The sequence below is a fragment of the Methylocystis sp. JAN1 genome (genome assembly GCF_052186135.1).
Lineage (GTDB): Bacteria > Pseudomonadota > Alphaproteobacteria > Rhizobiales > Beijerinckiaceae > Methylocystis.
In genome coordinates, this window is record NZ_CP181499.1 from 2,531,069 (window position 1) to 2,551,926 (window position 20,858).

General features: G+C 64.8%; 23 protein-coding genes and 1 tRNA gene. 7 read left to right on the forward strand and 17 right to left on the reverse strand.

Annotated elements, in window-relative coordinates:
- Nucleotides 1-10 precede the first annotated feature (10 nt).
- The 3 genes from proC to ACNHKD_RS12065 all read right to left on the reverse strand — a co-directional run bounded on the left by proC (nucleotide 11) and on the right by ACNHKD_RS12065 (nucleotide 2,269).
- Nucleotides 11-784 (reverse strand): pyrroline-5-carboxylate reductase, encoded by a 774-nt coding sequence (proC, locus tag ACNHKD_RS12055; RefSeq protein ID WP_442756892.1) that lies wholly within the window; start codon nucleotides 782-784, stop codon nucleotides 11-13.
- 50 nt (nucleotides 785-834) lie between these two features.
- A complete protein-coding gene (locus ACNHKD_RS12060) occupies nucleotides 835-1,338 on the reverse strand; it encodes a YbjN domain-containing protein (protein ID WP_442753729.1) in 504 nt (167 codons plus the stop codon).
- Nucleotides 1,339-1,738: 400 nt separating this feature from the next.
- Entirely contained in the window at nucleotides 1,739-2,269 is a 531-nt protein-coding gene (locus ACNHKD_RS12065) for a L,D-transpeptidase (protein WP_442753730.1), read from the reverse strand.
- 246 nt (nucleotides 2,270-2,515) lie between these two features.
- Here ACNHKD_RS12065 and ACNHKD_RS12070 point away from each other — a divergent pair, with 246 nt between their 5' ends.
- Nucleotides 2,516-3,379 carry a methyltransferase domain-containing protein gene (locus ACNHKD_RS12070; RefSeq protein ID WP_442753731.1) on the forward strand — a complete coding sequence of 288 codons (864 nt, stop codon included), beginning with the start codon at nucleotides 2,516-2,518 and terminating at the stop codon, nucleotides 3,377-3,379.
- A gap of 7 nt (nucleotides 3,380-3,386) precedes the next feature.
- Here ACNHKD_RS12070 and ACNHKD_RS12075 read toward each other — a convergent pair whose 3' ends face one another.
- From ACNHKD_RS12075 to ACNHKD_RS12085, 3 genes are all read right to left on the reverse strand, one after another.
- Nucleotides 3,387-3,857: a hypothetical protein gene (locus ACNHKD_RS12075; protein ID WP_442753732.1), complete on the reverse strand. Its 471-nt coding sequence runs from the start codon at nucleotides 3,855-3,857 to the stop codon at nucleotides 3,387-3,389.
- A 198-nt stretch (nucleotides 3,858-4,055) separates the two neighbouring features.
- Nucleotides 4,056-5,417, reverse strand: a complete 1,362-nt coding sequence (locus ACNHKD_RS12080; protein WP_442753733.1) for a glycosyltransferase — start codon at nucleotides 5,415-5,417, stop codon at nucleotides 4,056-4,058.
- Nucleotides 5,418-5,492: 75 nt separating this feature from the next.
- Nucleotides 5,493-6,143: a methyltransferase family protein gene (locus ACNHKD_RS12085; RefSeq protein ID WP_442753734.1), complete on the reverse strand. Its 651-nt coding sequence runs from the start codon at nucleotides 6,141-6,143 to the stop codon at nucleotides 5,493-5,495.
- Between the two features lie 325 nt (nucleotides 6,144-6,468).
- Here ACNHKD_RS12085 and rlmN point away from each other — a divergent pair, with 325 nt between their 5' ends.
- Entirely contained in the window at nucleotides 6,469-7,656 is a 1,188-nt protein-coding gene (gene rlmN, locus ACNHKD_RS12090) for a 23S rRNA (adenine(2503)-C(2))-methyltransferase RlmN (RefSeq protein ID WP_442753735.1), read from the forward strand.
- A 369-nt stretch (nucleotides 7,657-8,025) separates the two neighbouring features.
- Nucleotides 8,026-9,735, forward strand: coding sequence for a pilus assembly protein TadG-related protein (locus ACNHKD_RS12095; RefSeq protein WP_442753736.1), 1,710 nt, complete (start codon nucleotides 8,026-8,028; stop codon nucleotides 9,733-9,735).
- A 709-nt stretch (nucleotides 9,736-10,444) separates the two neighbouring features.
- Here ACNHKD_RS12095 and ACNHKD_RS12100 read toward each other — a convergent pair.
- Nucleotides 10,445-10,933: a disulfide bond formation protein B gene (locus ACNHKD_RS12100; protein ID WP_442753737.1), complete on the reverse strand. Its 489-nt coding sequence runs from the start codon at nucleotides 10,931-10,933 to the stop codon at nucleotides 10,445-10,447.
- Between the two features lie 45 nt (nucleotides 10,934-10,978).
- Nucleotides 10,979-11,557, reverse strand: coding sequence for a YqaA family protein (locus ACNHKD_RS12105; RefSeq protein ID WP_442753738.1), 579 nt, complete (start codon nucleotides 11,555-11,557; stop codon nucleotides 10,979-10,981).
- Nucleotides 11,558-11,722: 165 nt separating this feature from the next.
- On the opposite strand from ACNHKD_RS12105, the gene ACNHKD_RS12110 reads away from it, so the two are divergent.
- Nucleotides 11,723-11,807: transfer RNA gene (locus ACNHKD_RS12110), tRNA-Leu, on the forward strand.
- A 28-nt stretch (nucleotides 11,808-11,835) separates the two neighbouring features.
- On the opposite strand, the gene ACNHKD_RS12115 is transcribed toward ACNHKD_RS12110, so the two are convergent.
- The 6 genes from ACNHKD_RS12115 to ACNHKD_RS12140 form a co-directional block, all read right to left on the reverse strand.
- Complete coding sequence (locus ACNHKD_RS12115) at nucleotides 11,836-12,753, reverse strand: pentapeptide repeat-containing protein (protein ID WP_442753739.1); 918 nt, start codon at nucleotides 12,751-12,753, stop codon at nucleotides 11,836-11,838.
- Between the two features lie 387 nt (nucleotides 12,754-13,140).
- Nucleotides 13,141-13,524: a hypothetical protein gene (locus ACNHKD_RS12120; RefSeq protein ID WP_442753740.1), complete on the reverse strand. Its 384-nt coding sequence runs from the start codon at nucleotides 13,522-13,524 to the stop codon at nucleotides 13,141-13,143.
- 174 nt (nucleotides 13,525-13,698) lie between these two features.
- Nucleotides 13,699-14,583: a patatin-like phospholipase family protein gene (locus ACNHKD_RS12125; RefSeq protein WP_442753741.1), complete on the reverse strand. Its 885-nt coding sequence runs from the start codon at nucleotides 14,581-14,583 to the stop codon at nucleotides 13,699-13,701.
- 39 nt (nucleotides 14,584-14,622) lie between these two features.
- Nucleotides 14,623-15,114, reverse strand: a complete 492-nt coding sequence (locus ACNHKD_RS12130) for a DUF2165 family protein (RefSeq protein ID WP_442753742.1) — start codon at nucleotides 15,112-15,114, stop codon at nucleotides 14,623-14,625.
- Entirely contained in the window at nucleotides 15,111-16,241 is a 1,131-nt protein-coding gene (locus ACNHKD_RS12135) for a GNAT family N-acetyltransferase (RefSeq protein WP_442753743.1), read from the reverse strand. The genes ACNHKD_RS12130 and ACNHKD_RS12135 overlap by 4 nt, the downstream gene beginning before the upstream one ends.
- Nucleotides 16,238-17,185 carry a hypothetical protein gene (locus ACNHKD_RS12140; RefSeq protein ID WP_442753744.1) on the reverse strand — a complete coding sequence of 316 codons (948 nt, stop codon included), beginning with the start codon at nucleotides 17,183-17,185 and terminating at the stop codon, nucleotides 16,238-16,240. Before ACNHKD_RS12140 ends, ACNHKD_RS12135 begins: the two co-directional genes overlap by 4 nt.
- Nucleotides 17,186-17,271: 86 nt before the next feature.
- Between ACNHKD_RS12140 and ACNHKD_RS12145 the strand changes: the two genes are divergently transcribed.
- Both ACNHKD_RS12145 and ACNHKD_RS12150 read left to right on the forward strand, forming a co-directional pair.
- The gene (locus tag ACNHKD_RS12145; RefSeq protein ID WP_442753745.1) at nucleotides 17,272-17,976 is read left to right on the forward strand and encodes a glutathione S-transferase N-terminal domain-containing protein; all 705 of its coding nucleotides are present in this window, start codon (nucleotides 17,272-17,274) and stop codon (nucleotides 17,974-17,976) included.
- A gap of 229 nt (nucleotides 17,977-18,205) precedes the next feature.
- Nucleotides 18,206-18,889: an orotate phosphoribosyltransferase gene (locus ACNHKD_RS12150; protein ID WP_442753746.1), complete on the forward strand. Its 684-nt coding sequence runs from the start codon at nucleotides 18,206-18,208 to the stop codon at nucleotides 18,887-18,889.
- Between the two features lie 97 nt (nucleotides 18,890-18,986).
- Here ACNHKD_RS12150 and ACNHKD_RS12155 read toward each other — a convergent pair whose 3' ends face one another.
- Nucleotides 18,987-19,280 (reverse strand): peptide-binding protein, encoded by a 294-nt coding sequence (locus ACNHKD_RS12155; protein ID WP_442753747.1) that lies wholly within the window; start codon nucleotides 19,278-19,280, stop codon nucleotides 18,987-18,989.
- Between the two features lie 80 nt (nucleotides 19,281-19,360).
- Here ACNHKD_RS12155 and ACNHKD_RS12160 point away from each other — a divergent pair, with 80 nt between their 5' ends.
- Complete coding sequence (locus tag ACNHKD_RS12160; RefSeq protein WP_442753748.1) at nucleotides 19,361-20,002, forward strand: M15 family metallopeptidase; 642 nt, start codon at nucleotides 19,361-19,363, stop codon at nucleotides 20,000-20,002.
- 105 nt (nucleotides 20,003-20,107) lie between these two features.
- Here the strand turns inward: ACNHKD_RS12160 and ACNHKD_RS12165 are convergent, their stop codons facing one another.
- Together ACNHKD_RS12165 and ACNHKD_RS12170 are read right to left on the reverse strand one after the other, a co-directional pair.
- Nucleotides 20,108-20,536, reverse strand: coding sequence for a type II toxin-antitoxin system death-on-curing family toxin (locus ACNHKD_RS12165; RefSeq protein WP_442753749.1), 429 nt, complete (start codon nucleotides 20,534-20,536; stop codon nucleotides 20,108-20,110).
- Entirely contained in the window at nucleotides 20,533-20,784 is a 252-nt protein-coding gene (locus ACNHKD_RS12170) for an AbrB/MazE/SpoVT family DNA-binding domain-containing protein (RefSeq protein ID WP_442753750.1), read from the reverse strand. The genes ACNHKD_RS12165 and ACNHKD_RS12170 overlap by 4 nt, the downstream gene beginning before the upstream one ends.
- Nucleotides 20,785-20,858: the final 74 nt, after the last annotated feature.

Genomic DNA, 20,858 nt, shown 5'->3' on the forward strand with positions numbered 1-20,858 from the left:
ACTGGGCCGATCAACCCGAAAGTTCGGCCGCGCGCTTCTTCGCAGCGGCCACCGCGCGCGCCATGAGGGGCGCCAGCCCATCATCGGCCATGAGCACGGAAAGCGCAGCCGCCGTCGTGCCGCCGGGAGAGGTCACGCGCTGGCGCAGCGTCTCGGCGGAAACGTCGGGCTGCCGGTGCAAAAGCTCCCCCGCCCCTTCGATCGTCGCGCGCGCCAGACGGCCGGCGAGATCCGCAGGGAGCCCCGCTTCGACGCCCGCGGCCGCGAGCGCCTCGACGAGATAGAACACATAGGCCGGGCCGGAACCCGAGACCGCCGTGACGGCGTCGATCAGCGCCTCGCTCTCCACCCACTCTACCTGCCCCGCCGCCACGAGCAGCGCATGGGCGAGCGCGCGCTGCGCCTCGCTCGTCCCGTCGCCGGCGTAGGCGCCGGTCATCCCCCGGCCAATCGCGGCGGGCGTATTCGGCATCGCCCGCACCACGGACCTGGCCGCAGGCAGGCGCGCGGAAATGTCGGCGATGCGCTTGCCCGCGAGGATGGACACCACGACCGAGTCGGGCCCGACGAAAGGCGCGGCCGCCTCGGCCCCGGCTTCCAGCATCTGCGGCTTGATCGCGAGGACGACGGCGTCGAACGCCTTGCCGCCGGGCGCCCCGGAGAGCGAGAAACCATGGGCCGCGCAGAGCGCCTGCAAGCGACCGGAGGGGCTTGGCTCGACGATGGCTGCGCGGTCGGCGGAGAGGCCTTGCGCGGCCCAGCCTTCGAGCATGGCGAGGCCCATATTGCCGGCTCCGATCAGCGCAACCGAGGCGCTTTCCAAAGACGAGGCGCTCACGCCTCGCCCTTTGTCTCGAAATTGGCGGCGTCGAGCGCTTCCTTGGCGGATTTGCCCGCCCAGAGCACGAACTGGAAGGCCTGATAATAGCGCTCACAGGAGGAGAGCGCGTTTTCCAGAAGCGCCGCGCACTGCGCGGGAGAAGGCTGGGCGCCGCCGCAAAGCATGAGGCCGTGGCGGTGCATGGCGACGTTCTCGTTCGGCCAGAAATCGAAATGGCCGATCCACATCTGCTCGTTGATCGCGGTGACGAGCGCCATCACCTCGGCGCGGCGGCGTTCCGGCGCCTTGAGATCGAAGGCGCAGCTGATATGGAGGGTCTCAAGCTGCGGCAGCCAGGTGAAGGCGACGTGATATTCGGTCCAGGCGCCGGCGACGGAAATGGAGATTTCGTCCTCGTCTTCGCGGTCGAAGGACCAGTCGTTCGTGGCGGCGAGTTGCTCCACAACATCCACCGGATGCTCGGCGCGTTCCGTTTCTTTTTCTGTAGCGATCAGCATGAGCCAACCTTCATCGGGGTGTCAGCAGGACGCGGCGACAATACAAATAGGGCGACGCATCACGAGACTTTGAAGACAGGCGCCTCCTTTCGAGCAGAGCGTTCGAGCGGTCGAATCATCCGCTGCGGCCACTATACTCCACCTGTTCAAAGAAACACGTGACGGTTCAAGCGCGAACCGTCGTCAACCTGCGCCGCAGACTGCTGGATTCGTCCTCCCCCGTCTATGGCCCGCGCCTCCCATTCCACAGATAGACGCGGCGATGCGCGCAAAAAGCTTTGGAGAAAACGCGCTTTACTTTTTGGCGCCCCTCGGCCGGCGAAGGAAAAAACGGGCGCCAGCTTGCTGACAAAGCTGGCGCGTCGCCCCTCCTGCTTCGAAATCGTCGCCCGAGCCGGAGTCACGGCTCCATGACGACCGGCGTGCCGACGCTGACGCGAGAATAAAGATCTGTGACGTCTTCGTTCAGCATGCGAATGCAGCCATAGGAGGCCGCGGTGCCGATCGAGCCGCGCATGCGCGGGCTCGTCCCGTGGATCGCGACTTCGCCGCGGTCGAGCGTCAGGGCGGCGACGCCCATCGGATTGCGGGAAGAGCCGCCGGGGATGAAATGCGGCAGCTCCGGATGGTCCGCGCGAACGACGGCCGGCGGCGACCAGTCCGGCTCGAAATACTTGCCGTCGACCGAGGCGTAGCCCGACCATTCCTTGCCGCGCTTGGGCACGGCGACAGGGTAGCGGATCGCGACGCCGGGGCTCACGACGTAGAACAGCTTGCGCTGGCTGGCGCTGATGACGATCGTCCCCGGCTCGACATGCGGCGAGAAGGACACGGTGTCCCGGGCCGAAGCGGTCTGCGGGAGGGTGGCGAAGCCGAGCGCCGCGACGGCGCCGAACAGAAGGCCCTTCAGCCGGTAGGACGAGCTACGCATTGGATTCACCTTTTAACTGGCACGCGGAACGCGGATGCTTACAATGGCGACATTCTAGCTTTCGCCATGATCTTGTCTAAACGTTCCGCGTCTTGCGGTTAGGGCTTAAGGTTAAGTATTTCCGTATGTTGCGCCCAGGCAACAGCACGCGCCCCCGCTCCCTCGCCCTTATCTAGCCCTCTCGCGCGCGAAATCTTCACGCCTTGCCGCTTGCCGCCGTCCCTCCCCGCGCAATAGAAAAAGCTTATGGAAAAACAATCTTCCCCGCCTCGCATCTTCGACCGCGAACTACTTCACGCGCGGCTGCGGCGCGCGCTCGCCAAAGACGCGCCCGACTTCCTCCTCGCGCGGGCGGCGGACGACCTCCTTGACCGGCTTCTGACCGTTAAGCGCGACTTCCCGCGTTCACTCGATCTCGGGGCGCCGACGGCGCATTTCGCGGAGGCGATCGTCGCGAGCGGCCGCGCGGCGCCCCTGCGGGCGAGCCGCCTCGCCGGCGCGGTCGTCGCGGATGAAGAGGCTTTGCCCTTCGCCCCCGCCTCCTTCGATCTCGTCGTTTCCGGCATGGCCCTGCAATGGGTCGACGACCTGCCGGGCGTCTTCGCCCAGGTGCGCCGCATCCTCGCGCCTGACGGGCTGTTTCTGGCCTGCCTGCCGGGCGGCGCGAGCCTCGTGGAGTTGCGCGTGGCGCTGGCGCAGGCCGAGGAGGAGATCACCGGCGGCGCGAGCCCGCGCGTCTCGCCTTTCGTCGACGTTCGCGACATGGGCGGGCTGCTGCAGCGCGCCGGATTCGCCCTGCCCGTCTCGGATGTCGACAGCTTCACGCTGCGCTACGACTCGGCTCTGGGCCTGATGAAGGATCTGCGCGACATGGGCGCGGCCAATGTGCTGGTGAAGCGCTCCTCCCGCCCGCTGCGCCGCGACGTCCTCGCCCGCGCCGTTCAGATTTACGCCGAACAGTTCGCCGACCCGGACGGGCGCGTCCGCGCGAGCTTCGAGATCGTCTGGATTTCCGGCTGGGCGCCGCATGAGAGCCAGCAGAAGCCGGCGAAGCCGGGTTCGGCGACGACGCGGTTGGAGGATGCGATGAAGGCGGGGCGGCGGGATTAGTCTCGGCTTACCCGCCCCGGCACTGCTTCAAAAACTTCTTCGCCGCTCCCGCCGCGTCGGCGTCGACCAAAGGGTGTTTTTTCTGGTCGGGCGTGACGAGCGTCACCGCCTTGCCGCTGAAAAGGATCTCGACCGCGGGATCGTTCAGCGGCAGGTCGGTCGCGAGTTCCGTGCCGCCGGTCATCTCGGAATCCGGGCTGTTGCGGGAGACGCCCTGCACCTTGACGGACTTCCCGCCGCTTTCGATCTTCACGGAAACCGGCTCGCCCTTGCCCTCGCCGACGCCGATATCCGCGCCCAGCCGCAGGGTCAGGACGCCGTCGAAGGCGCAGGAGGCGCGCACGGTCGCGTCCGCCTCGTCGGCGCTGGGGCGGGCTTCGAGATAGGGGCGCGGCTTGCCCGCCCAGGTCGTTTTGCCGAAAGCCGGCGACGCGCAGGCGGCGAGCAATGCTGCTGCAATTAGGGCGTGACGATTCATGTAAAGACCCTCGAAAACGGCGGCACAGTAAGCGCCTTGCGTTGCAGCCGCAATCGCAGGGGTTGCGCGACGCCCGGCGCTCGGGCGAAGCTGGGCGTGAGCAAATAGATGCGAGCCTGAAGGCTCGCGGTCCAGTTGCGCCTTTTGGACCGCGCGCCTTCAGGCGCGCAGCAAGCGACGCCCTGGCGGGAAGCCGGGCTAGCGGCGAAGAGCGCCCGGGCCGCCAAGGTCGGCGTGCGCCCACAGGGCTTCCTCCTCCCGCCGCAAATGATCGTGAGCCGCCATCGCCGCGATCCTCAGCGCCGCAACCGCGGCGCCGTCCTCCCGCTTGACGTTTTCGGCGAGGGTCGCGGCGCGCGCCTCATAGGCGCCGTCCAACCGTTCAAACTCACGCAGCATCGCGTCGGGCGTCGCGGTTTTGCCGTCCAGCACTCGGGCGACGCCAAGGCGCTGGACTCTCTCCGCATTGTCGAACTGATCGCCGAGGAACGGCGTGATCAGCTGCGGCCGGCCCGCGCGCATGGCCTGCCCCGTCGTGCCGACGCCGCCGTGATGCGCCACGACCCAGGCGCGTGGGAAAACCGCCGAATGCGGCGCATAGGGCGCGACGCAGACGTCGCCGCCTTGCTCGCGCGCAAGTTCCGGCACGTCGTCCTCATGCGCCAGGATTGCGGCGCGTCGGCCGAGGCAGCGGGCGACCGTCACGCAGTCCCGGTAGAAATCGCGCCGGGCGCGCGCGACGAAGCTGCCGAGCGTAAAGATGACGGGCGCCGGGCCATCGTCGAGAAAGGCCGCGAGACGCGGGGGCAGTGCGCCGCCCTCCAGATAGCGGTCGTGGAAAGTATGGCCGGCGATCAGCGTGCGCGAGCCGTGGTCGGGCTGCGGCGGCGCGAGCGTGGGGCTGAACAGGCCGATGACCGCGTCGCTGGATTTGACCCCGAGCAGCAGGTCCAGCCCATATCGCGGTTTCAGGCCCAACTCCCGTCGCAGGCGGCGCAAAGGCTCCGCCCAGAGCGCGATGGCGTGCGACAGCGACCAGAGCAGAAAGCGGTTATAGGCGACCTCCACCTTCCCGACCGGCGCGCGGCGCAACGGCGCCCGCGAGCCGAGCGGCGGATCGTAGGCGGAATAGAGCATCATGGGCGAGAGCAGCACGGTCGCCAGCGGCACGCCGCGCGCCTCCGCCACGAGGCGGGCGGAAAAAGCGAGGCTGTGCGAGACGATGGCGACGGCCCCCGCGCTTGCCGCCAGAAGGTCGTCATAACTCTCGCGAAGATGGGGGAAGATCAGCGTATCGAAGAGAAACTTGTCGTCTTCCGACATTTTGCGGGCGATCTCGCCCAGATCCATGCCGAGGCGCGAGGTGAGGTCGTCGGCGTCCGGCCGGATCGGCGCAAAGCCGAGCCCCTCCCCGAGAATGTAGTCTGCATAGGCGGCGCTGGTCGCGATGACGGGTGCGAAGCCGTTGCGCGCAAGCGCATGCGCGAGGGCGACGAATGGGTGGAGATCGCCCAGCGAACCGAAGGTCGCGATAAGGATTTTGGCGCCGGTCTTCGCCACCGGAACTCTCGCGGCTACGCCGAGGCGTGGTCCGTCGCGGACGACGCCTCGAAGAGAAACTGGCGCAACCCTGCCCTAATAGAGAAGCGGGATCAACCGCCAAGTCTTTGCACGATATGCTTCGTATTCCGAACCGAAATGCTCAAGCAGGAGCCTTTCTTCTGCACGGATGCGCGCGACGACGGGGATGACGTTAAGCGCCGCGATCAAAACGCCGAGCATCGAGTTGAAGGCCAGCCCCCAACCGAGCGCGCTGACGAGCAGGCCGGCATAGCTCGGATGACGAACGAGGCGGTAAACGCCGCTCGTCACGAGTCGATGGCCCGGCTGGATCGCGACCAGCCCGCTGAATCTCGGCCCGAGAACGGCCACCGGCCACAGGCGAAGAGCGCCGCCCGCCGCGGCGAGCGCGACGCCCAGCCAGCGGATGACGTCGCCGTCGATGGGCCAAAGGCCGACGCGATCCGCCCAGGCCGGCGCATAGACGCCGGCGAGAGCGAGGATCGCAAAAACGGCGATGACCCAACGGTTACTGCGGTCCTCCCGCACGCCAGGGCTCAGATTGCCTCCGACAAAGAGAGACGCTATTCCCAGACCTACGGTGACGACTACGAGCGCGGTCCGCGCAGGGTTCGCGAAAAACAGGCCCGGCCCGCCGCCGGCGAGAACCGCCAATCCGAGAAAAAGGGCGATCGACGCCGCAACGGACGCGGTCCTGACGAGCATTGGCTTCATAGCGGCTCACCCATGGTTCTACAGCGCGCCTTGTGAACGAAGCGGCCGATGTCTGAGCGATTCCGCCCAAATGCAGCCTGATTTGGGCGCGGGCGAATCCCTTCCCCCTTTACGGCGCCTTTACGGCTAAGGGAGTCACGCATCCAGGAGGCCGTCATGCCCCGGACAAGCCCGGCATGACGGGTGGGCGGCTTTCGGAAATGTGTGCATGCCGTAGCGCGCCACCCATCCGAGATGGCGTTCGCCCGTTCCGCTGCCCACAGACCCTGGAATCTTACCGACGCGTGATATAAATGGCTTCGATTTCGAGGTTTCCATGACCGCCTCTCTACAATCCGCCGCTTCGGCCAAGGTTTCGCTCGCCGGGATGACCCGCGCCGAGATCGGCGAGGCCTTGCGCGCGCTTGGCCTGCCCGAGCGCGAAATCCGCATGCGCGTCTCGCAGCTCTGGCACTGGGTCTATTTCCGCGGGGCGCGCGATTTCGGCGAGATGTTGAACATCTCCAAGTCGCTCCGCACGACGCTCGACGGCGCCTTCGCCTTGCGCCTGCCGGAAATCGTGGAGGAGCAGGTTTCGATCGACGGAACGCGGAAATGGCTGCTCCGGCTGGCGCCCGTCGACGCGCTCGACAAGGGCGCGGAAGTCGAGTGCGTCTACATTCCCGAGAGCGACCGCGGGACGCTTTGCGTCTCCTCACAGGTCGGCTGCACGCTCAATTGCAGCTTCTGCCACACCGGCACGCAGAAACTCGTGCGCAATCTGACGACGGCCGAGATCGTCGGCCAGCTCCTCATCGCCCGCCAGCGGCTCGGCGATTTTCCCGACCGCGAGCGGCCGACCGACGGCCTCGTGCCCTCGGGGGAAGGCGTGCGCGCCGTCTCGAATATCGTTTTCATGGGCATGGGCGAGCCGCTCTACAATATCGAGAACGTCATGGCCGCGATCGAGGTCATGGCGGATGGCGACGGCCTTTCGCTCTCCAAGCGCCGCATCACCGTCTCGACCTCGGGCGTCGTGCCGCAGATCGAGCGGCTCGGCGAGGAATGCGGGCCGGCGCTCGCCATCTCGCTCCACGCCGTGCGCGACGATCTGCGCAATGAACTGGTGCCGCTCAACAGGAAATATCCGATCAAGGAGCTGCTGCAGGCCTGCCGCGACTATCCCGGCGCGAGCAACGCGCGGCGCATCACCTTCGAATATGTGATGCTGAAGGGCGTGAACGACGGCCCCGCCGAGGCGCGGGAGCTTGTGCGTCTGCTCAAGGGCGTGCCGGCGAAGATCAATCTCATCCCGTTCAATCCCTGGCCCGGCGCGCCCTATGAGTGCTCGGACTGGGAGACGATCGAACGCTTTTCCGACATTGTCTTCAACGCCGGCTACGCCAGCCCCGTGCGCACCCCGCGCGGCCGCGACATCCTGGCCGCGTGCGGCCAGTTGAAGAGCGAAACCGAGAAGCTCCGCGCAAGGGCGCGTCTGTCGGCGGCGCAGGACGCCGCCGAATAGGTCGTGGGCGGAGGCGGCGTTTATTCGCCCAGTTCGTCCTCCCCGGGAGTCCGCCGACAACGCCGCCTTTGCCGGTGAAGCTCGCGCGCCATCACGCACGCAGATGGGGAAGCGCCTGTCCACGGACTGGCGCGCGACGCTCGGCGTGGCCGACGACGACCTTCGCTGGCCGCGCCAATTCAAGGATTTCATTGAAGAAAATAGGAGCCTTAGGAAGTCCTTCGCAGGATTAAGACAGTCACGAGGCTAACTGTTCGCGCTATATAAAGCAGATTTCCTTGCGTATTTTTGGAGATGATTTGACCACGAGTTTTTTCGTAGTAAATTTTAGTTTAAACGTCGTAGCTTCGGGCGGGGGAGTTTAGCGATATGTCAAAAAAAGCATTTACTCCTTTTCGGCGATTTTGGAAAGACGAACAAGGCGTTGCACTCGCATATCTGGCGGTTCTTTTAATCCCTATGATGGGAATGGCCGCTTTGGCGATCGACGTGGGTCACGCCTATTTCTGGCGGCAGCAAATGCAAACCGCCGCCGACGCCGCTGCATATTCCGGGCAACTAGCCCTCCAAAAGAAACAGAACGTCCTGCTGGACGGCAAAGCCGTCGCCGCTAGCTTTACGCCGAGTTTTGTCGACGGCGCCGACGGCGTGACAGTCACGATTAATTGCAACGACACTGCTGCGTTACAAGCCGGCTATTGCGCCGGCGCCGTGACGCCCGGCTATCCCGATAGCAACGACTCGACCGCCGTCGAGGCGATCATCACGAGGCCGGTTTCAACAGCTTTCGCCGCCGTTGTGGGCGGCTCCACGTCCTTCGATGTGGGGGCGCGAGCCGTGTCGAGGAACACGCCGCTCAAGGATTGCATGTTGGCGACGAAGACGACCGGTGTGGGTTTAAGCGCTAATGGCAGTGTTACGATCGGGCGTCCCGACTGCGGCATCGCCGTCAATTCCGCCAGCAATCCGGCGACAAATCTCAAGGGAGGTTCCGGAACAATCAATAGCCCGCTCACGGTGACGGGCGCTATGAACAAAAACGGCAATAATTTCAGCTTTCCGCAGGGATATACGGACAACACAGGCGTCCCGGTCGCTGATCCCTACGTTGACAACGGCCAAAATACTTGGGTCATAGGCACGAGCACAACGTGGACGACGAGTCGGACGACTTGGAACAATCTCACGACGAATTGGGATACAAATTGGAATAAAAATGGGGGTACGTCCTGGAAATCAAACACGCCAACCTGTGGAGCGAAAAAAAACAATGATCCGGACTGCACTTCCGGCTCCTGCCCCGCCTCCGCCAAATACTGTACAGTCACTGCAACGGCGCCTGGCGGCAGCACCCATTACGTCACCACTCTTGGCGCCGGCGGCGCCCTCAATGGCGCCTTCTACGTAGACACGGTTAGCGACGGAACGCTCAGCAATGGCGCCAGCGCCTCCTATGTAAATACGGTCAACGGAGGAACGCTCAGCAACAGCGCCAATAGCACCTTCTATGCGAATACGGTCAATGGCGGAACGCTCAACAATAGCGCTAGCGGCGTCTTCTATGTAAGCTCCATGAGCGGCGGAACGCTCAACAATAACGCTACCGGTACGGTCTACGCAAATACGGTGAGCGGCGGTGCGCTCAGCAATGGCGTCTTCTACATCAATACGCTCAGCGGCGGCGCGCTTAGCAACGGCGTCTTTTACGTCAATTCGCTCAGCGGGTCGGTGACCGCAACGAACGCCACCCTGGTTGTCATCGGCAGCGCCGACATTGGCAATTCTTCACTCTCCATCACGGCGCCGACTTCAAACATCGGCGCTGCGAACAATAAAGGATTGGCGCTTGTCAGCCCCAACGCCATCACGATCAGCTTCGGCGGCAACGGCACGCTCAGAGGAGCCATCTATGCTCCAAACACAGGGAGCTCCGTGGTAATGAAAGGCGATGTAGACTCAAGTTGCGCACAAATTATCGCAGGCTCATTCGATATTCGAGGCAATGTCAGCCTGGCCACCGACGGCACTTGTGGCGTGACGGATATTACTCAGGGCGGAAGCGTCCGGCTCATCGAATAGTTGGGGCTGAGAGCGGGACGGAAGACGCGCCGGGACTCCTGAGACCCTCCAAGGTTTCGCTTCAAGGCCGGGCGGTGCGCCCTATAAAGGCTCGGACAGGGAGACAATCGGCCGCTCTTCCTACGAAACCGCTGGGTCGCGCGTTCAGGGGCGCGCGCCTTCATCCGGGCGCCGGCCATGAAACCTGCAAGCGACACGCACGAACAACGGTCGCCGATCCTGAATGAGCATTGCGTTCGAAATTACGACAAAAGACTGTCGCGTCGCCGACTCGGACGGCTCCCCGCGCATCAGCGAGCGGCCGTGCTTGTAGAGCGCCGTATGCGCGGCCCGCAGCCATGGCCGGGGCGCGCAAGCCGCTACGTAAGATGCAACGCCGCATAGCAGCGTCTCAGCAAAACCGTCGGACATGGAATCGAACGGACCTGAATTCTCATGGCGCGCTCGCTTGTCAAAGACAGCGCTCATGAGAAGCGATGTCCAGCGGCCGCAGCGATGACCTGAAGGAGGCTCAAGCCTTTGCCATTGCAGAAGTTATACTTTCTGAATCGAGAAATTGCAAATTCTGATAACCAGTGGAAATCCTTTGTATTTTTGTTCGACAGAATTTTTTTGGAAATGGCTCCCTTCAACCTCGTCTACTCTAACCAAATACTTGACCACAAATGGAAATTTCCTGTCCCAAACCTGGCGAGAGGCGCGTGACGCCTCAATTCGCCCGGCGGACGCCCCGAATCGCGACCCAAGCCAGCGCCGTCGCAATCGCCACATTCCAGTTTGCGAGCGTCAGGCCCAGGACCCAAAGCGTGGGCTCGTCGCAGCGTACAACCTTCACGGTCTTGAGCTGCTTCAGGAAGTCGTCCATGGAGCCCACGGTCGAGAGCGCGCCCGAGCAGTCGGACGGGCCGGCGACGAGTTTCCATTCGACGAGCGAGTGGTAGATCGAGAGCGCCGCATTGCCGGCGAATAGCAACGCCATGAGCAGAAAGGAGCCTCGCGCCAGCCTGTCCCTGCCCGTCCGCGCCGCAAAGGCGGCGAGCGGCGCGAGCGCAAAGGCCGCGTAATAAGGCGCGCGCTCCTTGTAGCAGAGTTCGCATGGCAGATAGCCCAGCCCCTCATAGGCCCAGGCGCCGGCGATCGCGGCGAGCGAAGCGACGAGGATGAAGGCGGCTGGAATGATGGCGTTATCGCGGTCCATGCTCGAGCTAGCCCTTCAGTCCCTCACCCAACCGCCGCGCATTTCTCAAAACATCTTCGCCGCGAGCGCGAAGCCGGCCACGACCACCACGCCCAACGAGCCGATGAAGAGGCCGAAATGGCGCTCGAGCTTCAGACGGATCGCGTCGCCGAAATGGTTGATCGCCGCGGCGAGCACAAAAAAACGCGCGCCGCGCGTGATGAGCGAGAGGCCGATGAAGAGCGGGAAATTATAGGCCAGCAGGCCCGAGACGATGGTCACGAGCTTGTAGGGGATGGGCGTAAGGCCCTTCACCAGAATGAAAAACGCGCCCCATTGCGTATAGAAGGCGCGAAGCGCCTCCATTTTTTCGGCGTAACCATAGAGATTGATGAGCCACTGGCCGATCGTGTCGTAAAACAGCGCGCCGAAAGCGTAGCCGAGGGCGCCGCCCGCGACGGAGGCGATGGTGCAGAGCGCGGCGAAATACCAGGCCTTCTTCGGCTCGGCCAGCGTCATCGGCACGAGGATGACGTCGGGCGGGACGGGAAAGAAGGAGCTTTCCGCGAAGGCGATGGCGCCGAGCGCGAAGGGCGCGTGCTTGCTGGAGGCAAGCGACATGGTCCAGTCATAAAGCTTTTTCATTGCGCCTCTTCGAAGGTCGGTCCGGCCGGGCGAGCCGCGGCCCTGCCCGTTTCTAGCCCGTTAGCACGAAAAGATTAACTTAAAGAAGGCGCCCCCCGGGTTGACGAGGCCCCCCGGCCCGCTAATATCCGCGCGCTCGCAGCAAGCCGACTCGGCCGCCCGAGAGCCCCTGTGGCGGAATTGGTAGACGCGCTCGACTCAAAATCGAGTTCCGCAAGGAGTGCTGGTTCGACTCCGGCCAGGGGCACCATATCGGGGCAAGGCCGCCCTCTAATCCCTCACCCCATCGCCCGCCACCGCCGCTCGATCGTCCTGATCATTTCCGCGACGGGCGACGGCCGCGCTTCCATCACGCCTACCCCTTCGAAATCAATGCGGGCCGCGAAGCGTGCGCGGTCGAAGCTTGTCGCCCCATCCATTTGCGCGCCCCTGAACCAGGCGTTGCGAACGAAGCGCGCGCCGCAGAAACGCGCGGGCTTTTCAAATATGGCTTTGTCGAAGCCGGCGTGATCCTTGAAGACGCCGCCGGAAAAATCGGAAGTCTCATGAAACCGGCACTCGCCGAATCCCGCGTCGGCCGCGAAGGAGGCTCCGGTCGCGTCGAACGGCGCGCCGAAGGATGCGCGGCGGAACCAGGCCTCTTTTTGGAAATCTACGCCGCGGAAGGAGGCCGTCCCCAGAAATCTGGCCTGGCGGAACTGCCCGGCCTCCCGGAAGACGGCATTGTCGAAACCGGCCTCGCGATGGAAGGTCGCGCATTCAAACGCCGCCTCCCGCAGAAAGACGGCGTTGCGCGCGTCGAACGGGCCGAAAAACTCCGCGTGAGACGCGCAGAAATAGTCCGGCAGGGTCGCGCCGGCGAGGCGGCAGGCGCCGGGCAGAATGAGGCCGACGAGGTCGAGTGGGTCGCCCGCGTTCAGTTCCACTGTCGCCGCATAATCCCACAGGCGGAGGCCCCGCGGGGTTTCCGCCGCGCGCGGCAGCAGGCCCAGCATGACTGTCGCCCAGCGGTTCCAGCCCGTGCGACCGCCGGCCATACGTCGCCGCGCGGCGTCGGCGCGCGCGCGGTCGGCCGCGGCGGTTCGGATCGACAAGGGCGTCGCGTAGGCAGGCTGCAGCTCGTCCAGATAAGGAGCCAGCCAGGGGTTCAGGCGCTGGATGTCGCCTCGCCAGTCCTGCGGTAAAATCGAAGCCATCTCGCGCCGCCCTCATTCGCTAACGACTCATTAACGTAATGGAAGGGCGGGCGGAAGGCGCGACCAGCGGGGTCCGCCGAAACTTGCCAAGCCGTCAACAGCCTATCGGCGTTCCGGCGCGGGCGTGGCGGACTCCGTCGGGAAAGGCTGGTCGCCCGTCGAAGGCGGCTTCCTCCCAAAGCGTTTTACGAGATCGTGGATTGACGCGCCGGATGAATGCGGCGCCCTCGGCCGGGCGCCTGGCGCGCCAGGCCGAGGGTCTCAATCGCCCGCCGCCCGAGTGGGCTTGGGGAAACTGACGACGGGCGAAATCGTTTTTAGGCTACCCGCATGGCCGCCATATGGCTGAGATTTTGCCCGCCTGTTTCCGGAACGCGACCCAGGACGTCAGCGGCAGTAATAGGAGGGCCGCACCCGTTGATAACGGATCCACTCGCCATTGACGCCGCCATTGATCTCGCTCGACACGCATTGCCGCCCGACGCGAACGAAGGGAGTCGTGTAGCCCCAGGGATACCACTCGGTTGTCGAGGGATAGAGAGTCACGGGGTCGAAATCCCACGGCGCCGAGAAAGCCCAGCCGCGCACCGGCGAGCGCGACCAGTCCTCCCTGTCCCAGCCCTCCTGAAGCCAGGGGCCCTCCCTGGTGGGGCCGGTCGCGCGCAGGAAATGCGTCCGTCCCCCGGCGGCGGCGGCGGGGGCGCCAATGAAAAGGCCGACGCCCAGCGCGAGGATCGACAGGCGGGCAAAAGAGGTTTCGCGCGCGGACATGACGGTCTCCAGCTCCAGGCCCTATAAAACACCCCTCTCGCGCAACTCCAAAGCCGGCGGGCGGAAATTCATCGAAAATCGCTAATCGAGAGCGCCGCCGCGTCGACTTCGGACGCAGGCGGCTCGGCGAATTTTCGCAGCGGCCGCTCGATCTGCGTGGCTCCGCCGCGCAAATCAATGAGCTAGAGTTGCGCGCATGGCGTGATGGCGATGGCGATGCGGCGCAAGCTGCGCCGATGAGGCGCGCTCGGTCAACCCGCCCTCCTCTATCCACTTTCGCGTCGAGAGCGCCGCGCGCTCCATGAGATATTCGGCTTGCGTGAAATCGTAGGGGGAAACGTCGAGCGGGCAGAGCGCGGGCGCCATGTGCACCGCGATTTCGCGCGGCAGGCGCTCGAGGTCGCGGGACAATTGCCACGCGATCAGCAGGGTGACGGCGTGCAGCGCCCGCGCGACGGCGCCGGATGGCGGCTCCTGAAGGTCGCAGGCGTAGCCTGTCGGAAGGATGAAGACCTCGGTGGCCCCCAGCGCCACGGCGATCGAAACGGGCGTATTCGCGGCGACTGCGCCGTCCATCAGCGGCGCGCCGTCGATCTCGACCGTCGGGAAGACCCCCGGCACCGCCGCGCTCGCCAGAATGGCGTCAACAGCGGGCCCTCGCGACATGGTGACCGCCAGGCCCTGCATGTCCGTGGCGACGAGATGAACCGGAAGCCTCGCTTCTTCAAGCAAACGATAAGGCAGCGAGGTATCGATCAGACGCCTGAGCGGCGCGGCGTCGATGAGAAAGTCCTCGCGTTTCAGAACCGCGAGAAGGGTCGCCAGCGTGACGGGAAATACGTCTTTGCGCCGGACGGAAGCCCAGATCGCGGCCAGCCCTTCGACGCCCTCGACGTCGGGATAGGCGGCGAAATAGCAGGCGTTCAGAGCGCCGACGGAGGAGCCGACCACAAAGTCGGGCTCCACGCCCGCAGCGAGCAGCGCACGCAACATGCCGACCTGAATGCAGCCGAGGCTGCCGCCGCCCGCAAGGACAAAGGCTCTCTTTCTCGCGCCCATGACTCTGCCTCCGCCATTGAGCGGAGAGCTAGGGCGATCCTAATCCAGGTCCACGTCCGCGAGCGCGATGAAGATCATCGCGATCCCCACGCTGCCGATGAAGCGAAAGGCCGGCTCCTGCATGTTGTAGACGCCCGCGCGCCACATCTGGAACCACTCGCCGCCCACGGCCATAAAGCCAAGGAGATAGAGCAGGAAGCCCGTGCAAAGGCCCGCGATCGCCATGCTCTTCGCGGCGTTGAAAGCGGCGGCGCTCCCTGCCCGCGCCTGCCATAACGCCCAGGCGCCATAGAGCGTCACCGCGGCTGAGACAAATTCGACGCCGATGATGAAAAGATAACAAAGGCGATGCAGCGCGGGGCTCGTGATCGCGCGCCATTTCAGCGGGCTCTCGGGGATCATGTCCATCGAGAGAATGTGCTGCACGACGTCGAAATTCGCGCCGTAGTCGAGCGCATTGCCGAGCGCCACGAGCAGGATCAGAAAGCCGGTCGAAAAGGCGACCGCGATCTTGGTCAGTCGAACCGTCATGTCGCCGCTTCCTCCCGCCTCGACGGGGAAAGGCTAGCGGGTCTGCGGGAGAAAGAAAACGCGCTCGTCAACCGCGCCCGCCAGGGCCCCGCCGCGTGCATCATGCGCTTCGCCATCGGACGCAGCTCGGCGAGGACGAAAGCGGCGGCGCGGCCTTTCAGGCTTGTCGGCAGGAAGCGCGCTTCGATCCGGGTCTCGCCCGTCGCCCAGGCGCTCTTATAGGCGTCCGCGGGAAGCAGCATGTCATAGGCCGAAAGGCCCTCCTCCGCGCAGCGCGCGATCAGGCGCCCCGTGAGCGCCTGGCCCGGCGAACCCTCGGCGAAACGGTTGTCATAGCTACCGAGCAGCGAACGATAAGCGCCGCCGCCCAAAAAGCCGAGGTCGATGGCGCCGATCTCGCCGCCGACCCGAAGGACGTTGGCGCGAAGGAAGCCCACGCGCGCGAGCGCAGCAAGGAAGTCCTCGGAAATTGGGTTGGACAATCCCGCGCTGTAGGCGCCCTTGCCGGCAAGCCAGGCGCGCTTCAAAGCAAGGGCGTGGCGGGTTACGCTCTCGCGCTTGGCGGGCGACTCGGCCTCCTCGAGCAGAATCGCCCCGTAGGCCTCCAGCCGCTTCACGCGGCGCTCGATGCTTTTGTGGCGGCGCGGCTTCGAGGCGCGCAGATCGACATAAGGCGCCGTGAAGGGCTCCCCGGCGATCGTTCCGTCGGACATCACGCATCCGGCGCGCAGCCGCGTCAGCGCGAAGAGATCGACGTCGCGCCATCGCGCCATTTCATCCTGCGCCGCGGCGATCCATTGCGCGCGCTCCTCGCCCGGCAGCGACAGCGCGTCGCCATATTGCGTCATCGGCTCGCCGATCCAGCGCGCGATGACGACGCCGAGGCGCCGCTCGATCTGCAGCGGCAGCAGCATGACGAGCCGGCCGGAGTCGCGCACGCAGAGAATGCGCGCCTGAGTTCGTTCGCCGGCGACCGCGAGCCATGTCCGGCACCAGGCGAAGCTCTGGAAGCCGGTCGCCTCCGGGGTCGCATCTTCCAGCGCCGCCCATTCGGCGGCGAGCGCATCGACGCCCGCCAGCGTCTCGATGCGTTCGGTTCGGATCCGTGAGGCGGCGGGCGCGGTCATTTCATTATCCGGTAAGGCGCGACGTCGCTGAAGCCCTGAGCGGCCTGAGGGTCGACGCGGAAATCGACGGTGATGGGCACGCGCGTCTTGTGCGCCAGCTTCCGCCAGCCCTTATGCGCTGCGGCGAGCGCGAACTTGCCCCAGAAGTCCGGCCCGCGCGTCTGGCGCGAGAGATCGCGCCCGCCGACATAGGGCCGCAACAGTCCGTTGGCATAGTTCACGGCGTATTGGTTGCGAAGCTCTTTCGTCCAGTGCTCCGTCGTAAAGGAGACGTTCACGCAGTTTTCGTTTCTCACCCGGTGCGGACAGTTGAGCGGCCATGTCGCCCAATCGCCCGCCTCCAGTTCGAAACTTTCGGCCGCCGCCTCATATGAAAGGTCGTAGGGCAGATCGGTGTCGGCTCCGCGCTGGAGCACAATGTTTTCGATCTTCTCCTGCGGCAGATAAGGCGCCTTCGGCGGATAGACCCAGACGCGCTTGCGCCCCCTCACCTGCCAGAGGCTTTGCCCCGGAACGTCGGCATGCAGCGCGACATTCATATTGGGGGAGGAAATCAGGACGCTCATCGAGCGCTTGTAGCTGCGGAAGCCCGGAACATGACGCTCGATGTCGGCGAAAAGCCTGTCAAGAAATTCCCGATATTCCCCAAAGGCCTCCTGCACGCGCTGGAGATGGACCCAGATATTGCCCCTGGCCACGGCCGCCATCACCTCGCGGCCCGAAAGGCCCGTCATGTCGCCCTCGCGCCATTTGCGCGGGTCGATCTCGTCGCGGGCGATGGTGTTGACGTGGAAATGATCGCGCGGCGTCGCCTCGATCAGGCGCTCCAGCGCGGCGTCGGAAAAGAGCCGGCTGTCGGCGAGTCGGTGCGTCAGCAGCAGCGGCTCTTGTCCGAAATTCCGGATCTGGTCGGGGCGCCATTCTGTAAGCGACGATTTTTTCATTGGAATAACGCCGAACCAATTGCGGGGCGTCGACAAGGTTACGGTAGAATGGGAAATAAAGGGTGGACGGCCGTCAGGAGTCTTCAATGATCGATCTCTACTATTGGCCTACCCCGAACGGCCACAAAATCACGATCTTCCTCGAGGAAACCGGGCTCGCCTATCGGATCAAGCCGGTGGACATCGGCAAGGGCGACCAGTTCAAGCCCGAGTTTCTCGCCATTTCTCCCAATAACCGCATGCCCGCGATCGTCGATCGCGCGCCGGCGGATGGGGGCGCCGAAGTCGCGATCTTCGAATCCGGGGCCATCCTTCTCTACCTCGCGGAGAAGACCGGCCGCCTTTTACCCTCGGCGCTGCGCGAGCGCATGCGCGTTCTGCAATGGCTCTTCTGGCAGGTGGGCGGCCTCGGCCCCATGGCCGGCCAGAACCACCATTTCGGCAAATACGCGCCCGCCCCCATCCCCTATGCGATCGAGAGATACCGCAAGGAAACGAACCGTCTCTATGGGGTGCTCGACCGCGAACTGGCCAGGTCGCCCTATATTGCCGGCGACTACTCCATCGCCGACATCGCCTGCTATCCCTGGATCGTGCCCCACGAGGACCAGGGCCAGGACCTCGACGATTTTCCGCATCTCAAGCGCTGGTTCGAATCGATCAAGGCCCGCCCCGCCGTGACCCGCGCCTACGCCGCGGGCGCGCCTTATGGGCGGCGCGGGCCGGATTTTACGGCGCTGGAACGGGAAATTCTTTTCGGACAGACGGCCGCGCGCCCGGCGGCGAAATAGGCTATAGGCGTCGGAGCTGGGGCGTTTTGGCGGCGGATCCAATCCCTCCCCTTTACGGGGAGGGTGGCCCCGCGAAGGTGGGGTCGGGTGGGGTCAAAAACCATATCGAGCCTGTTCGCAGCAAACCCCACCCGGCGGTCTTCGACCGCCGACCTCCCCGTAAAGGGGAGGTAGAGCGAGCCCGCCGATCGCCGCTCAACAGGAAGCACTCAAATCAGGTTCCTTACTCATGTCTGACGACCGTCAATTCTACGCCCAGGAAACCGCCAAGGCCCTCATCGAAGTGCAAGCGGTGCTCGTCAATACAGAGAAGCCCTTCATCACCACGGCGGGCTGGGCGTCGCCGGTCTATATCGACATGCGCAAGATCATCGGCTACCCGCGCCTGCGCCGGCGGCTGGCGGATTTCGCCACGCGCACGATCGAGCGCGACATCGGCTATGAGTCGCTCGACGTGGTGGCGGGCGGCGAGACGGCCGGCATTCCCTTCGCCGCGTGGATTTCCGACAGCCTGATGCTGCCGATGCAATATGTCCGCAAGAAGCCGAAGGGCTTCGGCCGCAACGCCCGCATTGAGGGCGATCTGCGCGAGAACGGCCGCGCTCTGCTGGTCGAAGACCTCGCGACCGATGGCGGCTCCAAGAAGGATTTCGTTCAGGCGCTGCGCGACTCAGGCCAGCGCTGCGAGCATGTCTTCGTGTTCTTCTTCTACGACATCTTCGCGGGCGCGCGGGAGGACATGGCCGGGATCGGCGTGAAGCTTCACTATCTCGCGACCTGGCGCGACGTTCTCGCCGTCGCTCGCGAACACCAATATTTTCCAGAGAATGCGCTGAACGAGATCGAATCCTTCATCGCCGATCCCGTCGCCTGGTCCGCCGCTCACGGCGGAGCCGACAAACCGAAGGCGTGAGCGCCGTCACCGCCGTCGTCGCGAGGAGCGCCGGCGACGAAACGATCCAGGAACCACGATGGCCCTGGATCGCTTCGCGCCGCTCGCACTGATGGTTTCAATAGCAACTGATGAACTCGCGATAGACCCAGCCCAGCCGCTTGCCGCCCTGTGTCGACACATAGGCCCAGGGCTTGCCGTCGCTGTCCTCGCCATAGCGCTGAATATAGACGATGCGGCCGTTTTCGATCGTCCCGACGACGTTCTTTTTCTGGTCGCGGATATTGAGCGGCGTGCCGGTCGGGTCCGTCACCTTGCAGCGGTCGCCGGCGAGCGCTGGGGCCGCCCAGGCGGCGACGGCGGCGAGAGCGCCGAGCGTGAGGCCGGCGGTCAGCGAGCATTTGCTGGACATTTGAAACTCCTCGATTTGCGCAATCAGCTGTAGTCTCGCCGACGCCGCCCGGATTTGCGCGGGCGCACATGGGCTTCGTCATGAGAAAACTGGCCGTCCCGCTCTGCCTTCTCGCCCTCGCTGCGCCTGCGCGCGCGGAGCCGCCGCCGGGTTTCGCACGCCTTGTCGAGATCGCGCCCGACATTGCGCAGGACATGCGCTATGCAGGCTCCAACAACTTCACCGGCCGGCCCGTGCCCGGCTACCGCGCGCCGCAATGCTGGCTGCGGGCCGAAGCCGCGAGGGCGCTCGCCGCCGCACAGGCCGACGCCAGAGCGCACGGCTTTTCGCTCGTGGTCTACGACTGCTACCGGCCGAAGCGCGCGGTCTCGTCCTTCGTCGAATGGTCGCGGAGCGCGGATCAATCGGCAAAGGCCGGCTATTATCCGCGGCTCGACAAGAGCCAGCTTTTTCCGCAAGGCTATATCGCCGCGCAGTCGACTCACTCGACCGGCCTCGCCGTCGACCTCGGCGTGCAGGGCTGGGATTTCGGCACGCCCTTCGATTTTTTCGACCAGCGCTCCTGGACGGAATCGAAAGTTCCCGGTGACGCCCATGCGCATCGCGAGACGCTCGTCGCCCTGATGAAGCGGCACGGCTTTCAGAACTACCCGCGCGAATGGTGGCACTTCACTTTCAAGGGCGCGGGGAACGCGGCGAGCTATGACGCGGAGGTGGAGTGAAGACCCTCGGCGCGAGGAGACGCAACCGGCAACGCAATCCGGCAGTGCGTTAGCGGGTAGCCGGCGGACGATGATCTCGGATGGCTGGCGCCCAATACCTCCCCGTTACGGGGAGGTCGGCGGTCGAAGACCGCCGGGTGGGGTCCGCGCCGCCTCGATATTTCGGCGAATCCAATGCGCCAGCGCCTCCTCGTCTATCTCCCGATTGGCGAATTGCGAGATCAGGATGAAGCAATCCTCGTCGCGCGCCGTCAGTTCATAGCCGTTGTCGGCGAGGAACAGCTCCGTGGCGACGAGCGCGACGCGCTTCTTGCCGTCCACGAAAGGGTGGCTGCGGATGAAGCCTGCGGCGCTGGCGGCGGCGAGGCGCGCGGCGTCGCATTGCGGCTGCTGACGCAGGAGATCGCGCGGGCGCTGAATCGCGTTCGCCAACGCCGCCTCGCTGATGAGGCCGACGGCGCCGCCATGCGCGGCGAGAACCTCCTCGTGGATCGCGAGCGAGATGTTGCGGTCGAGAAATCGCCAGCCGCTCACTTGGTCAGCTCGCGCAGCGCATTATGGCGCTTGCTCATAATGCGCCGCGCCAGCGCGACGCGCTTTTCAAAATCCGGGTCGCTCTTGGTGATCCGATAGCCCTCGGGCGAGCGCGTAAGATAAAGACGATCGCCTTTTTCGACATTCAGGTCGGCGATGATTTCGCGCGGCAGGACGACGCCGAGCGAATTGCCGATGCGGATGATCTTGAGCGCGCCGAAGGCGTCGGCGCCGTCTGTCTCGCTCATGTTCTCACGTCCGTATTAACCTTAACGGTTGCTACGAACGTTAGAACCACTGCGACTGAGTCGCAACATGACAA

Bases quoted from the DNA above. Each gene is read 5' to 3' on its own strand.
- proC (WP_442756892.1), bottom strand. From the start codon at position 784: ATGGGCCTCGCCATGCTCGAAGGCTGGGCCGCGCAAGGCCTCTCCGCC.
- ACNHKD_RS12060 (WP_442753729.1), bottom strand. From the start codon at position 1,338: ATGCTGATCGCTACAGAAAAAGAAACGGAACGCGCCGAGCATCCGGTG.
- ACNHKD_RS12065 (WP_442753730.1), bottom strand. From the start codon at position 2,269: ATGCGTAGCTCGTCCTACCGGCTGAAGGGCCTTCTGTTCGGCGCCGTC.
- ACNHKD_RS12070 (WP_442753731.1), top strand. From the start codon at position 2,516: ATGGAAAAACAATCTTCCCCGCCTCGCATCTTCGACCGCGAACTACTT.
- ACNHKD_RS12075 (WP_442753732.1), bottom strand. From the start codon at position 3,857: ATGAATCGTCACGCCCTAATTGCAGCAGCATTGCTCGCCGCCTGCGCG.
- ACNHKD_RS12085 (WP_442753734.1), bottom strand. From the start codon at position 6,143: ATGCTCGTCAGGACCGCGTCCGTTGCGGCGTCGATCGCCCTTTTTCTC.
- rlmN (WP_442753735.1), top strand. From the start codon at position 6,469: ATGACCGCCTCTCTACAATCCGCCGCTTCGGCCAAGGTTTCGCTCGCC.
- ACNHKD_RS12095 (WP_442753736.1), top strand. From the start codon at position 8,026: ATGTCAAAAAAAGCATTTACTCCTTTTCGGCGATTTTGGAAAGACGAA.
- ACNHKD_RS12100 (WP_442753737.1), bottom strand. From the start codon at position 10,933: ATGGACCGCGATAACGCCATCATTCCAGCCGCCTTCATCCTCGTCGCT.
- ACNHKD_RS12105 (WP_442753738.1), bottom strand. From the start codon at position 11,557: ATGAAAAAGCTTTATGACTGGACCATGTCGCTTGCCTCCAGCAAGCAC.
- ACNHKD_RS12115 (WP_442753739.1), bottom strand. From the start codon at position 12,753: ATGGCTTCGATTTTACCGCAGGACTGGCGAGGCGACATCCAGCGCCTG.
- ACNHKD_RS12120 (WP_442753740.1), bottom strand. From the start codon at position 13,524: ATGTCCGCGCGCGAAACCTCTTTTGCCCGCCTGTCGATCCTCGCGCTG.
- ACNHKD_RS12125 (WP_442753741.1), bottom strand. From the start codon at position 14,583: ATGGGCGCGAGAAAGAGAGCCTTTGTCCTTGCGGGCGGCGGCAGCCTC.
- ACNHKD_RS12130 (WP_442753742.1), bottom strand. From the start codon at position 15,114: ATGACGGTTCGACTGACCAAGATCGCGGTCGCCTTTTCGACCGGCTTT.
- ACNHKD_RS12135 (WP_442753743.1), bottom strand. From the start codon at position 16,241: ATGACCGCGCCCGCCGCCTCACGGATCCGAACCGAACGCATCGAGACG.
- ACNHKD_RS12140 (WP_442753744.1), bottom strand. From the start codon at position 17,185: ATGAAAAAATCGTCGCTTACAGAATGGCGCCCCGACCAGATCCGGAAT.
- ACNHKD_RS12145 (WP_442753745.1), top strand. From the start codon at position 17,272: ATGATCGATCTCTACTATTGGCCTACCCCGAACGGCCACAAAATCACG.
- ACNHKD_RS12150 (WP_442753746.1), top strand. From the start codon at position 18,206: ATGTCTGACGACCGTCAATTCTACGCCCAGGAAACCGCCAAGGCCCTC.
- ACNHKD_RS12155 (WP_442753747.1), bottom strand. From the start codon at position 19,280: ATGTCCAGCAAATGCTCGCTGACCGCCGGCCTCACGCTCGGCGCTCTC.
- ACNHKD_RS12160 (WP_442753748.1), top strand. From the start codon at position 19,361: ATGAGAAAACTGGCCGTCCCGCTCTGCCTTCTCGCCCTCGCTGCGCCT.
- ACNHKD_RS12170 (WP_442753750.1), bottom strand. From the start codon at position 20,784: ATGAGCGAGACAGACGGCGCCGACGCCTTCGGCGCGCTCAAGATCATC.